The sequence below is a fragment of the Aliisedimentitalea scapharcae genome (genome assembly GCF_045277565.1).
GTDB lineage: Bacteria > Pseudomonadota > Alphaproteobacteria > Rhodobacterales > Rhodobacteraceae > Aliisedimentitalea > Aliisedimentitalea scapharcae.
This window is the reverse complement of the sequence record NZ_CP123584.1, coordinates 2595137-2607801: the sequence shown is the minus strand read 5'-3', so window position 1 is coordinate 2607801 and position 12665 is coordinate 2595137. Positions and strand designations below refer to the sequence as shown.

The following is a 12665-nucleotide window of genomic DNA, read 5'->3' as shown; positions in this document are numbered from 1 at the left end:
TCAGTTGCGCTTTGTTATGTTTGGCGGCTTCTCGGTGATGGGTTGGCGCCCAGACGGGCAGCAGTCTTTGGGATATTGAAATTTATGTGGACGGCATTGAAAGATTTGCGTTCGGCGACAGTTACGCGACGGATGCGCTCGCTTTTTGAAGAAAACCCCACCCGAGCACGGGACTTTAGCGTCTCCTTGGGGGATATGCATTTTGACTATTCTAAAACCCAGCTGGACGATTCCATTCGTTCGGCGTTGATTGACCTGTGTGAACGGAGCAATGTTGCTCAACGGCGCGACGCGATGTTCTCTGGGGGCGAGATCAACCAGACCGAAGGGCGCGCGGTCCTGCACACGGCCCTGCGCGACCCTGACGGCGAAGAGTTGCTGGTGGACGGGGCGGACATTCGCCCTGGCATCCGGCAAACGCTGGACAGGATGAAGGCGTTTTCCCAGGCGCTCAGATCTGGTGAACTCGTCGGGGCAGGGGGCCGCATCACAGATGTCATCAACATCGGGATTGGCGGGTCCGATCTGGGACCGGCGATGGCGGTGTTGGCTTTGTCACCCTATCATGATGGTCCCCGGTGCCATTTTGTGTCCAATGTGGATGGGGCCCATATCAGCGATACGCTCAAGGGGCTGGACCCACAGCGCACGCTGGTGATCGTCGCCTCAAAAAGCTTTACCACGATTGAAACCATGACCAATGCGTTCACGGCGCGGGATTGGATGCGTGCAGGAGGTGGCGATCCAAAGCGCCAGTTTGCAGCCCTGTCCACAGCGATGGACAAGACCGATGATTTTGGTATCCCGCAGGATCAGGTTTTTGGGTTCGAAGATTGGGTTGGAGGGCGGTATTCAATCTGGGGGCCCATCGGGTTAAGCCTGATGATTGCCATCGGGCCGGATGGTTTTGATCAGTTTCTGGCCGGTGGGCGTGCGATGGACGAACATTTTCGGGCGGCACCCTGGGGGCAGAACATGCCGGTCATGTTGGCGTTGGTCGGGATCTGGCACAACCAGGTATGCGGTCATGGAACCCGCGCGGTTTTGCCATATGATCAGCGATTGATCCGTCTGTCGGCCTATTTCCAGCAATTGGAAATGGAATCCAATGGCAAACAGGTGCGTGTGGATGGCTCGGCTCTTGATGTGTCGTCGGGACCGGTTGTCTGGGGCGAACCCGGAACCAATGGGCAACATGCGTTTTTTCAGTTGATCCATCAGGGTACGCGGGTGATCCCGTGCGAATTTCTGGTTGCGGCACGCGGGCATGAACCGGAGTTGCAGGCGCATCACAAACTGCTGGTTGCCAATTGTTTTGCCCAATCCGAAGCCTTGATGTTGGGGCGGTCGCTGGATCAGGCGCGCGCGCGGATGCAGGCAAAGGGCCTGACCGGCGAGGAATTGGAACGCCAGGCACGCCATCGGGTGTTCCCGGGCAACCGGCCGTCAACGACTCTGATCTATCCAATGCTGACCCCTGACATTCTGGGACGGATCATTGCGCTGTATGAACATCGGGTGTTTGTCGAAGGCGTTATCCTGGGGATCAATTCGTTTGACCAATGGGGCGTCGAATTGGGCAAGGAACTGGCCGTGTCCCTACATCCGGTTCTGGACGGCTGCGACAGCGTGACCGACAAGGATGGTTCGACCGAGGCGCTTGTGCGCTACTTTCGGACCTTCAACACCTGAGTTTGCCCGCAGGCCTGGCCGCTCGCTAATAAAGGTCGAGCGGTCTGACATCCCCGGCACGGGCTGGCGCAAGCACGGGCTGGCTGGCCATCCCGGTTTGGTTGCCGCCATTGCCTGTGCCAACGGCATGGCGCGTGGCGGTCCCCACCAAAGCCGGGTCAAAACCAGGATACATTATGTGATACGGATCGGCCTGAGCCTCCTGGCGCGAGACGTCGAAAGACAGATCGCAGAGACCCAGGCCGGCATCGCCGCCCGCAACCGCCGGCATGTCCGAACTGCATCCCATCGAAATTCGTCCATCCGTTTCGTACCCATATTCGTCTCCCATGGTGCAATAAATGCTTTCACAGGAGCGGCATCAAACTGCGACAGGTCCGTAACAGTGCATGCGATGTAAACAAGAGGTTTGAAGTTCGTTCTAAATCGGGGCGTCACCGTGTTTGGCCAATGCCTACTTTGGGCTGAACCAGCCGCATCGGCACAAGCCCTGGATGCTGTACTGGCCGTCAATGGCTTCTGTAGGCAGGAAGCGAGTTTTGCAATGTTGCGTCAACTTTCGGGATGCGGACCGTGGCAACGGATGCGAGGATCATTTGGCAAAACTGGTAGCTATCGGAGTTGACATGCTCCAATTCGAGCATCCAATGAAGCGGACTGCCGTTACTTTTGACCCGCATGAGATATCGGTGTCTCTCCAGCCTCGTTCTTTCGTTGACCACGCCGTTGTGATAAGCGTCAAGGAGGAAGGGGCAATGGATGACAGACATCGCGACCTGGTTGGACCAATTGGGTCTGGCCAAATATGCCCCGAACTTCTCTGAAAATGAGCTGGAGCCAGCCGATCTTTCCGAATTGTCTGATGACGATTTAAGGGAAATGGGCCTGCCTCTCGGCCCACGCCGTCGGATATTGAAGGCAATTCGCATCCGTGACACGAGAGATCGTATTCGAGAAGAAGGCCTGGGCGATGAGGGTGCGGATGCCCATATGCGCGTCGAGGCCGAGCGACGCCAGTTAACTGTGATGTTCTGTGATCTGGTCGGCTCAACTGCACTGTCTCAGAAACTTGACCCGGAAGAGTACCGAGAGATCATCCAGTCGTTCCAGAAAGCCGTTTCTGAGAGTGTGCGCCGCTTTGATGGTTATGTCGCCAAATACCTTGGGGACGGTGTTTTGGTCTACTTCGGCTACCCACGGGCCGAGGAGGACGACGCCGAGCTGGCTGTGCGTGGAGCACTTGCTTCGGTGAGCGCAGTCGGTCAACTGAACGGAACACCCGATGACCCGCTCCAGGCACGCGTTGGGATTGCAACGGGTCTTGTCGTTGCGGGCGACGTTGTGGACGGGGGGGTATCTGAAGTAGCGGCAATTTCCGGCCCTGCACCCAATCTTGCCGCGCGGCTCCAAACCGTGGCCGCGCCGGGGTGCGTTGTTATCGACGAGACAACATATGGCCTGATCAAACGGCTGTTAAAGGCCTCAGCACTTGGGCAACAGGTTTTGAAAGGGATTTCAGAGCCAGTAGCGGCCTGGCATGTGTCGGGCATCCGGGACGTCGAAAGCCGTTTTGAGGGTCGGCGAAGCAGTGCGCTCGCGACATTTGTCGGCAGAGACCGTGAAATGCACACGCTCATTCATTGCTGGAATCAGGCCAAGATGGGCGAAGGCCAAGTCGTCACGATCTCTGGCGAACCCGGCATCGGCAAGTCGCGGCTAACCGAAATGTTGCACGATCAGCTGGCCGAGAGCCCCCACATTCGACTGCGCTACCAATGTTCGCCGCACCACACAAACAGTGCGCTCTACCCTGTAATTGCGCAGCTTACCCATGCTGCCGCCATCGATGCGGACGATCCCGCATCACGCAAGCTGGACAAACTGGAGACCCTGCTTGGACGGACTACAAAAAATGTGGACTCTGTTGCCGGGCTATTTGCGGATCTTTTGTCCATCCCGCACGAAGGTCGCTATGCGCCCCACAACCTGACGCCGCAAGCCCGAAAAAAGCGAACGCTAGAGGCCCTGAGGGACCAGCTTTTGGCGCTTTCTGAGACACAGCCGGTGCTGATGGTCTTTGAAGACTTGCACTGGGTTGATCCGACGACTCGGGAACTTTTGGATCTGATCGTCGCGCGCACTCAGGACAAAGCTGTTTTGATGATCCTGACCTTCCGTCCCGAGTTTCAGGCACCTTGGGTCGGTCAATCGTGCGTAACGCTGATGACGCTAAGCCGCCTTGCTCAAAAGGAGAGCATCACGCTTGTTCGAAACATTGCGGCAAACACCGAACTGGACGCAAAAACGTTAGATGAAGTCGCCGCGATGGCCGATGGTGTTCCGCTGTTTATCGAGGAGTTGACGCGCGCGCTCGTAGAGGGCGGAACTACAAAAGCAATTCCTGCGACAATCCAGGCCCTTTTGTTGGCACGCCTCGACCGGTTGGGTCCAGCAAAGAAGATTGCGCAAATCGGTGCAGTGATAGGGCGCGAGTTCGGCTATCGGCTCGTGGAAATTGCGTCAAAAGTCGACAAAACAATCCTGAGGGATCAGCTTGATGCACTCACCGAATCCCAGCTCATCGTCGTTCGTGGCGCATACCCCAATGCCATTTATACGTTCAAACATGCATTGATTCAGGACGCCGCATACGAGTCGTTGCTAAAAAGCAGCCGCCGGGAATTGCACCATCGGATAGGCACGGTCCTCGAAGATCGTTTTCCGAGAACCGTTGATGTCGAGCCTGAAATCCTGGCCCACCATTACGCCAAAGCCGGATTGACCGAGACGGCCGTCTTTCACTGGCACAAAGCTGGCCGGAGAGCGATTGAACGCTCTGCCAATGTAGAAGCGATCAGCCACCTAACCGAGGGCATCGCCTTGCTGGGAGAGCTTGCAAATACCGAAGAGCGTAACTTGCAAGAACTCGACCTTCAGATGGCGCTTGGTACGCCGCTCATGTTGACCAAAGGATTTGCGGCTCCGGAGGTGGAGAGGACATTCAGTCGGGCCCTTGCGCTGAGCGAGCAGGTTGGTGAGACGTCAAAACGGTTTTCTGCTCTCTGGGGGGTTAACTACTGTTATTCAGTGCGGTCGCCCGGAGCTAGGCCAGAATTGCCAGAACAGGTTTTCCATCTGGCCCAAAGCGAAGGGGACCAGACGCAACGTCTGGTTGCTCATCGGGTGTTGGGATCGGCACTGGTATTGCAGGCCAGATTCACGGAGGCGCTTGAGCTTCTGCAGCAGGGACTGACGCTTTACGACCCCGAGCAACATCGTTCACTGGCGTATGTGTATGGTCAGGACCTCGGTGTGGTCACCCGGCAATGGACGGCTTGGGCACTCTGGTTTCTTGGCTATCCCGATCAGGCTCTGAGTTTGAGCCGCGAAACGGCGGTTCTGGCCCGGGAAATATCTCATCCGCTGACGGATGTTTATATTGCGGGCTTTACCGCCATATTCCATTGCTTCCGCCGAGAGGCCGCTCTGGCCGGGGAGATCGCGGACAAAGCTGCGAGGGAGGCCGCCGAACAAGGGTTTGGGCTGTTCCTGACGATGGCAACCGTGGTGCGGGGCTCGCTTCTCACGGAAGGCTCGATGGACGACGGTATTGCGTTATTGCAGGACGGGTTGACCGGCTGGCGGAACACCGGGGCTGAATTGTTTGTGCCATTCTATCTGGCCCTGCTTGCCGAGGCGCATTGCAAAGCAGGACAAACGGCACAGGGGTCGGTTGCGTTGGATGAAGCTCAGATCATTGCCGACAAAGGTGGAGCGGACGGTGAACGTTTGTGGGATGCCGAGCTAAGCCGCATCAAGGGTGAGCTGTTGCTTGGCAGCTCAGATCCTGACCAGGCAGAAGTGTGTTTTCAAAAGGCCCTCCAGATTGCGCGTAGCCAGAGAGCCAAATCATGGGAGCTGCGTGCTTCGGTCAGCCTGTGCCTTCTGTGGAAAAGCCAGGGTCGAAGGACCCAAGCCCGCGAGCTTCTTCAGGAAATCTATGACTGGTTTAGCGAAGGCTTTGATACGCCTGATCTCGTTAGAGCCAAAGCACTGCTCGAAGACCTGAATTGAACTGCCTATGGATGCCGTGGACCGTTTTCCATCGACATCCCGGTGCGCAACGGTGCGTCGGTAAGCGTTTTGGGGTGCACGCGCTGACTTGAATAAACCTGTCTCGGTTGAGCCATTGAATGCACCAAGGCTCAATCGGTTTGCCCTGCAAACCGGGCTTTTCCTTCTGGTTCTGAGAAGGTCCGATATGACGGAACCGGATATGGCGTAAACGACGGCTTTGGATTGTCAGCAGACGTTCCGAGCCGGAACCAGCCGCATCGACCCAAGCCGTAGATGCCGTTCCGACCGTTAATGGTTGCTGTGGACAGAAAGCGAGTTTTGCAAAGCCGGATCGCCAGCTTGGGCCCAAGGGTGTCCCGCGACAGGTCCGCAACAGTGCATGCGATGTAAACAACAGTTTTATAGTTCGCTCTTGATCGGGGCGTCACCCGTGTTTGGCCAATGCCTACTTCGGGTTGCTTGCAGCCGTCCACACCTGGTGTGACGACCGGCAGGTGGGAGCCCAAAAGCGCGTAATGCTGTACAGTGTATGACTGGCGGTTTTTCGGGTATGGGTAAAAGCAGATGCCGCACAGCCGATCGAAACCCCAAGTCTAATTGATTGATTTCCGATATTCGCCCGGAGACAAGTTGGTTTGTTTCTTGAAAAACTTGTTGAATGATTGTGAATGCTGGAAACCCAGCTCATGTCCGATTTCCCTGACGGACTTGGTTGTCAGAGACAGGCTAAGTTTCGCCTTCTGTACAACCGATCTCTGGATGTAGTCGCGAGCAGATGAACCAGTGAGCGACTGTCCGTCGTCAGAGTTTTTGGAACCAGTGGCTGCCTAAACTAAGAGAGAGTTTGGCTCATCTGTTTGGTTTGATTATGCGGCGTGCTGGCGGTGATGCAAGCGTCGCGCTTCGCGTGTTTTCCGTTTGATCCTTTCACGTTGTTTTAGAATGGCTTTGTCGCGCCCGAAGTAGACGTCGGCGGGTGTGACGTTGTTGATGCTCTCGTGGAAGCGCTGGTGATTGTAGTGGTCGACGAAGGCTTCGATCTGAGCTTCGAGGTCACCCGGTAAGAAGTAGTTTTCCAGCAGGATGCGGTTCTTAAGGGTTTGATGCCATCGTTCGATTTTGCCCTGCGTTTGCGGATGATATGGCGCACCGCGCGCGTGCTTCATACCTTTGTCCTTTAGCCATTCGGCCAAGTCGCCTGAGACATAACTGGAGCCGTTGTCGCTAAGAAGACGCGGCTTATGAACGACGTGGATTTGATCACAGCCAGACGCCTGTAGCGCCAATTCCAGTGTGTCCGTTACATCTTCTGTCCGCATGTTCGTGCAGAGCTTCCAAGAGACGATGTAGCGACTGTAATCGTCCAGGACCGTGCTGAGATAGAACCAGCCCCAGCCCAGAACCTTGATGTAGGTGAAGTCTGTCTGCCAAAGCTGGTTGATACCAGTTGTCTTATGCTGGAACTCATCCATTGCCCGGCAGGCGATTGCAAAGCAATCTGCCGAGAGGGGGCCGCCTTCAAGACGATGAACGCCGGGCTGGTGATGAGATCATGGGCTTTGAGGGTGCGATACACCGTAGATTCCGAGACAAAATAACGGTCTTGATCGGTGAACGTCACGGCCAGCTCGCGGGGCGATAGCTCTGTCTCTTTCAAGGCGAGGTCGACAACCTTGCGCTTCACTTCGACGGGAACGCGGTTCCAAACGTGATTGGGCTTGGGAGATCGATCCTGCAAACCAGCCTCACCACGCTGCAGATACCGGTCGTACCAGCGGTAAAATGTGGTGCGGGGAATGCCCAGCTTGGCCAGTGTCCGACGCGCTGACAGGTGGCTTTCTTCCACCAGCCGAATGATCTCCAGCTTCTCTGATGCGGCATATCTCATTCGTGGTCGTCCCCATCCCCGAGCATGCTTTTTTGAGAAGACGCAGTTCAAGCGTCTGCTCTGCGACGACCTCCTTGAGATCCTTTGCCTCGCGGCGGAGTGCCTTGACCTCATCGGTGTTGGCTGCTCGTGCTGTGTCGCCAGCAAGCCTCTTCTTGCCAGCTTCCATGAAGTCTTTTGACCATTTGTAGTAGACGCCCTGCGATATCCCTTCACGACGGCACAGCTCGGCAATGCTGTCTTCGCCGCGCAGCCCATCCAGTACGATCCTGATCTTCTCTTCGCTGGAATAATGCTTGCGCGTGCCGCGTTTGATATCTTTGACGATCTTCTCGCCAGGGCTCTTCGTTGTCTTTCTCATCGTCCACTCCTCGGTGGCTACGATGAGCAACAAACCCTCTCTTAGCAAATAACCCTATTTGGACCCATAAGCGCTGACGTCAGACATGCACCGCTTATGGATGACCTTGCCACTGCAACGCGAGACCTTCGCACGCACGTTGAAGCGCGTCCGATCGTGATTTCAACCCTTCCGGTGTTCATGGAAAAATGGCTAACGCCGTATCTGTCTGATTTTCAGAACGGGCATCCAGATATCCGGTTCCGGTTCGATTTCCATGATGGGATCTCAACTGGCGGGAGAGGCTTCAGCTTTGGGCCCGACATTGATGCGATGATCGTCTATGTTGAGCGACCGCCGGAGGGTTTTCAAAGTGAGCGTCTTTTTGGAGAAAAACTGGTCCCGGTCTGTAGCCCGACACTCAGAGCGGCAATGCCCGACACTCTGACTTTGCGCGACATTCTAAGTCAGACACGCCTTCAGGATACGTTTTGGCCTGACGACTGGTCTGTTTGGGCAAGGGCGATGGGCCACCCAGGCAACCTGCAGGCACCTGAACTGAGCTTTGCCTTATATAACGGCCTGATCCAATCGGTGAAATCAGGTATGGGTGTCGCAATTGGACATAGCGCAATGATCCGTCGTGAACTTGAAGCCGGGGATCTCGTTGCATTTGATGCCTTCGCGATTGACGCTCCAGAATCCTATTACTTTGTGACGCGTAGGAGTTTGCGAAATAATCCAAAGCTGGCCGCATTTTGGAAGTGGATTTTAAAATGTTCCGGGAACAGTTGAGAACAGAGGGCCGGCACCCGGAACCACGCAAGACGTTCCAAGATCGGACGTTAAAGAAACAATGCTGATTGGCCACTTTATCCCGCGGTGCGGTCACAACCCACAAGTGATAGTGATGTCCGCTTCGGGGCTGAACCAACCGCAACGGCACTAGCTCTGGATGTGTTCTGGCCATCAATGGCTGCTGTGGGCAGGTTGGTGGCCTATGCAAAACTCTGGAACGAAGCCGCACAACTGGGCTCAACCGGGCCACAGCTGATCTCCAGCAGACTATTTCGATGCTGTGATGCAGGCCGCCATGGCGGCGCTCGGTTCATCATGCTGCATTTCAAGGTTAGGTTTGACAGCCGCGCGTGACGGAGTCGTCAGTCCTTGCAGCATCAAATTGGGATGCAAGGCCTGTACTTAAGTTTATTTTCAATATTGACAATTTATCCGACTCCATTATTTGTCAAATATGACAATTTATGGAGCTGCCATGCCTCGCCCCAGTTTGAAAGACCAGCGCTCCGAGGAAATCCTCGACGCTTACCTGACGTGTGTTGCCCGTTTTGGGCTCGAAGGGGCAACACAAGAACGGATCGCAGCAGAAGCCGGAGTTAAGCGCCCGCTTCTGCGTCACTATTTGGGCAATCGTGATCAAATGATTGCTGCGCTGAACGAACATGTCGTTGAGACTTTCAACGGGCTGACGAGCAGGCTGGCCAGTGCGTTGGCCGAAGCACAAAACGCGGAAGACATGGTTGGGATCTTGTTTTCTGAGGATGCAGAGTCCGACCCCAGGCTGCTGCTCGCGTGGCAGGGATTATCAGTCTCTGCCGCAGAAAACCCGGAGATGCGGGCAGACCTGCTGGACAGTCTCGACCGCTTTCTCAAGGTGCTCAGCGACACGTTGACCCGGATTGTGCCCAAGGCAGACCCTGCAAGGGTCCGGGCCGTGGCGCAGGGTATCTCGTCAAGTTTCGTGACACTTGATTCCCTTTCACCGCTTTCGCCTCCCGCAGAATGGCATCAGGACCTGAAACAGGCAGCCCTGCTTCTGGCGCGCACATTGGAGGGCCCCGCATGAACCGTCAAAGGGTTTTGAACTACATTGCCTTTCCAATCCTCGGAGTTTCCGCAGTTCTTGGGATCTATTGGATTTGGGGGCTGTTGTTTCTGTGGTGGCTGGTGCCTGCTGTATTAGGTGGCCAAACGCATTTCGTTTTTCAAGTCAACCGCAGCAAAGATCCGCTGCTGTTCTGGGCAGTGGTAATCCTGTGGGCCTTGGCCGGGGTCATGATGATTGCAGCCAGCCTGTTCCCGCAATACGCCCCCTGGCTGGTCTGAGGCAGCACAATGACACGCATGTATCACAACCTGCCCGTATCCACCTACACGTCGCAGGAATGGTTTGACCATGAACAAGCTCTGATCTTTTCCCGCAGTTGGCGCTTTGCAGGGCTTGCAGAGGATGTGCCAGAGCCGGGTCAGTATATCTCGGTTCAGGCCGGCCTGAACAACCTCTTCATCGTGATGGGCCGCGACCGGCGTCTGCGCGCCTTTCACAACATCTGCCGCCACCGCGGAACCCAGCTGATCCGAGCTGTCGGAAAATCGCAAAAGGCGTTGACCTGCCCCTATCATGACTGGACCTATGATCTGGAAGGCAATCTGATCTCGGTTCCCGACGAGACGCGCGAATATCCGAACGGCATCGACAAGAGCTGCCTGGGTCTGAAGCCGGCAAGTGTCGACGTCTGGCGCGGTATGCTGTTTGTACATCCGGACCCGCAGGCCCCAAGCTTGGCGCAATGGTTCGGCGACGTGGACCCGTATCTGGGTCCGCATAAGCCCGAGGAGCTGGCGGAATATACCGAGGCGCGCAATTCCTACGAGATCAAAGCCAACTGGAAGATCGTCGTTGAAAATTACATCGACGTCTATCACCTCAGTCACCTGCACGCGAACACGCTGCATATGTACGATCATTCTCAGGCTGAATACGGTTGGGAAGGGCCGCATTACCATTTCTGGGAGCCACCCAGCGAGGCCTATGGCCAGGACCTGCAAAAAAACCTGCCCACCCCGCGGGTGATCCCTGAACCGCATCGCGGCACCTGGGTTCCAATGCTGTTTCCCGGCATCGGAATCGGCGCGAGCGAGGACAGCTGGAACCTGTTCATAATCACGCCATTGGGCCCGGAACTGACACGGGTCGAAAACCGCACAAAGCTCGCCAATGTTTCCGAGTGGGAGTTCAGCAAACAGGCCTGGAGCAGTCACAGGTTCTGGAAAGACTTTGGCGGCGCGAAATACACAGGGGAGGGTGAAGCGGACGAAGATGACCCAATGGCGTCGGGCGATTTTACGGCCGAAGACATCTATGCGTGCGAGCAGCAGCAGAAATCCCTGCACAGCCCCTATTTTGAGGTTGGCCCGGCGGCCGTCGGCGAAAGCCCGGTCATCCGGCACCAGCAGGCGGTTCTGGATTTCATAGCGGCGCAAGAGGCGCAGACCGCATGAGACCCTCGGCAAGACGCCCGGCCGGACGGCTGGCAGGCAGGCCGCTCACCCTGCGCGGACTGCTGGGTGCCTTCTGGCCGCAGATCAGTGTCACCTGGGGGTTGACCCTGGCCGAGGTGGTTATGTTCGCGTTGATCCCTTTGTTGATCGGGATAGCCATCGACGGGCTGCTGGCCGCAAATTTCGAAGCCTTCATCTTGCTTGGCGCGGTGTTGGCCGCGCTGGTCCTCCTTGGCACTCTGCGCCGGGTGTATGATACCCGTGCCTACGGCCTGATACGGGTCGAACTGGGCAAAGAGCTTGCAAAGAGATCGGAAGACATACCTGTCTCGCGGCTCAACGCGCGGCTTGGCATGGGGCGCGAGCTGGTGAATTTCCTGGAATCCGACGCTCCTGAAAGCATGACGGCAGTTGTCCGCGTCCTTGCCGCGCTTGTCATTCTGGCAGGATTCCATCCAGGGCTGGCATTGGCTGCGATGGCGGCGTTGACAGCAACCATGCTGACTTACGCACTGGCGCACAATAGTTTCTTCCGCCTGAATGCAACTCTCAACGCCCGGGCAGAACAGCAGGTTGGCGTGCTGGAAACCCGGTCTGGACCGAAGCTGGGCGCGCATCTTCTTTCTTTGCGCAAATCGGAAATCCGCATCTCGGACACCGAAGGCCTGATCTACGGAACAATTTTGACAGCTCTGCTCGGCATGGAGATGTTCAACCTTTGGTTTGCAACCCAGTCGCTGGGCGTCACCGCTGGCGGCGTGTTTTCCATCGTCACCTACAGCTGGGACTTTGTTGAAAGCGCTCTGATCCTTCCGATGACCCTGCAAACGCTTTCGCGCCTTTCCGAAATCACTATACGTATCAACCAGATGGAGGCCGCTGAATGAAACGCGTCACCGCTACTGCTATTGGAACTCTCCTTGCGGCCGGGCTGGCCATTGCAGCCCCCAGGGACGCACCCGAAGACTTGGTCAAACGCCATTATTCAGCAACCTGGGAATCTGCCGCAAACTGGCAGGATTGGCACCCCGAGGCCACCCACAGCATTGCCGTTCAGATGGGAGCGGGCGCGCCGGACTGGGAATTCAGCTACGCAGTGTCCGAATGGGAGTCGCTGCCAGATTGGACCGCGGATCCAAAGTTCATGGAAGCCATGCAAGGCTATGAGGAAACCGGTCGCTCAGAGGCGACGCTGACAGTTTCTGCCGAAGGCAGCACACGTGTCATAACGGCCCAGACACAAGTCAATTATGTCTGGGGCACTTACCAAGGGGTGATGACCCAGACCGACCGCTTTGACATCGTCACTCATGCTGGGCAGTCCGTGATACGGTCGCTGTCTTCCACCTATGACTACCGCTGAGGCCG

General features: G+C 56.4%; 9 protein-coding genes and 2 pseudogenes. 8 read left to right on the top strand and 3 right to left on the bottom strand.

Going from position 1 to position 12665, the window contains the following annotated elements; all coding sequences use genetic code 11:
• The first annotated feature begins 84 nt into the window (after positions 1–84).
• A complete protein-coding gene (pgi, locus tag QEZ52_RS12275; protein WP_406644641.1) occupies positions 85–1692 on the top strand; it encodes a glucose-6-phosphate isomerase in 1608 nt (535 codons plus the stop codon).
• A 25-nt stretch (positions 1693–1717) separates the two neighbouring features.
• Here the strand turns inward: pgi and QEZ52_RS12270 are convergent, their stop codons facing one another.
• Complete coding sequence (locus QEZ52_RS12270) at positions 1718–2023, bottom strand: hypothetical protein (protein ID WP_406644640.1); 306 nt, start codon at positions 2021–2023, stop codon at positions 1718–1720.
• A gap of 428 nt (positions 2024–2451) precedes the next feature.
• Between QEZ52_RS12270 and QEZ52_RS12265 the strand changes: the two genes are divergently transcribed.
• Complete coding sequence (locus tag QEZ52_RS12265; protein WP_406644639.1) at positions 2452–5766, top strand: AAA family ATPase; 3315 nt, start codon at positions 2452–2454, stop codon at positions 5764–5766.
• A 596-nt stretch (positions 5767–6362) separates the two neighbouring features.
• Here QEZ52_RS12265 and QEZ52_RS12260 read toward each other — a convergent pair.
• Both QEZ52_RS12260 and QEZ52_RS12255 read right to left on the bottom strand, forming a co-directional pair.
• A pseudogene (locus QEZ52_RS12260) lies at positions 6363–6548 on the bottom strand (helix-turn-helix domain-containing protein); the annotation flags it as partial.
• A gap of 87 nt (positions 6549–6635) precedes the next feature.
• Positions 6636–8018, bottom strand: a pseudogene (locus tag QEZ52_RS12255) (IS3 family transposase).
• 96 nt (positions 8019–8114) lie between these two features.
• Between QEZ52_RS12255 and QEZ52_RS12250 the strand changes: the two are divergent.
• From QEZ52_RS12250 to QEZ52_RS12225, 6 genes are all read left to right on the top strand, one after another.
• Positions 8115–8792, top strand: coding sequence for a LysR substrate-binding domain-containing protein (locus tag QEZ52_RS12250; RefSeq protein ID WP_406644638.1), 678 nt, complete (start codon positions 8115–8117; stop codon positions 8790–8792).
• 478 nt (positions 8793–9270) lie between these two features.
• Positions 9271–9861, top strand: coding sequence for a TetR/AcrR family transcriptional regulator (locus tag QEZ52_RS12245; protein WP_406644637.1), 591 nt, complete (start codon positions 9271–9273; stop codon positions 9859–9861).
• Positions 9858–10121, top strand: coding sequence for a hypothetical protein (locus tag QEZ52_RS12240; protein WP_406644636.1), 264 nt, complete (start codon positions 9858–9860; stop codon positions 10119–10121). Before QEZ52_RS12245 ends, QEZ52_RS12240 begins: the two co-directional genes overlap by 4 nt.
• 9 nt (positions 10122–10130) lie before the next feature.
• Complete coding sequence (locus QEZ52_RS12235; protein ID WP_406644635.1) at positions 10131–11297, top strand: aromatic ring-hydroxylating dioxygenase subunit alpha; 1167 nt, start codon at positions 10131–10133, stop codon at positions 11295–11297.
• Complete coding sequence (locus QEZ52_RS12230) at positions 11294–12184, top strand: ABC transporter six-transmembrane domain-containing protein (RefSeq protein ID WP_406644634.1); 891 nt, start codon at positions 11294–11296, stop codon at positions 12182–12184. Before QEZ52_RS12235 ends, QEZ52_RS12230 begins: the two co-directional genes overlap by 4 nt.
• Complete coding sequence (locus QEZ52_RS12225; RefSeq protein ID WP_406644632.1) at positions 12181–12660, top strand: hypothetical protein; 480 nt, start codon at positions 12181–12183, stop codon at positions 12658–12660. Before QEZ52_RS12230 ends, QEZ52_RS12225 begins: the two co-directional genes overlap by 4 nt.
• The last annotated feature ends 5 nt before the right edge of the window (positions 12661–12665 follow it).

What these genes read in the sequence shown, in the direction of transcription:
- QEZ52_RS12240 (WP_406644636.1), top strand. Translation starts at nt 9,858, where the DNA reads ATGAACCGTCAAAGGGTTTTGAACTACATTGCCTTTCCAATCCTCGGA.
- QEZ52_RS12245 (WP_406644637.1), top strand. Translation starts at nt 9,271, where the DNA reads ATGCCTCGCCCCAGTTTGAAAGACCAGCGCTCCGAGGAAATCCTCGAC.
- QEZ52_RS12265 (WP_406644639.1), top strand. Translation starts at nt 2,452, where the DNA reads ATGACAGACATCGCGACCTGGTTGGACCAATTGGGTCTGGCCAAATAT.
- QEZ52_RS12270 (WP_406644640.1), bottom strand. Translation starts at nt 2,023, where the DNA reads ATGGGAGACGAATATGGGTACGAAACGGATGGACGAATTTCGATGGGA.
- pgi (WP_406644641.1), top strand. Translation starts at nt 85, where the DNA reads ATGTGGACGGCATTGAAAGATTTGCGTTCGGCGACAGTTACGCGACGG.
- QEZ52_RS12230 (WP_406644634.1), top strand. Translation starts at nt 11,294, where the DNA reads ATGAGACCCTCGGCAAGACGCCCGGCCGGACGGCTGGCAGGCAGGCCG.
- QEZ52_RS12225 (WP_406644632.1), top strand. Translation starts at nt 12,181, where the DNA reads ATGAAACGCGTCACCGCTACTGCTATTGGAACTCTCCTTGCGGCCGGG.
- QEZ52_RS12235 (WP_406644635.1), top strand. Translation starts at nt 10,131, where the DNA reads ATGACACGCATGTATCACAACCTGCCCGTATCCACCTACACGTCGCAG.
- QEZ52_RS12250 (WP_406644638.1), top strand. Translation starts at nt 8,115, where the DNA reads ATGGATGACCTTGCCACTGCAACGCGAGACCTTCGCACGCACGTTGAA.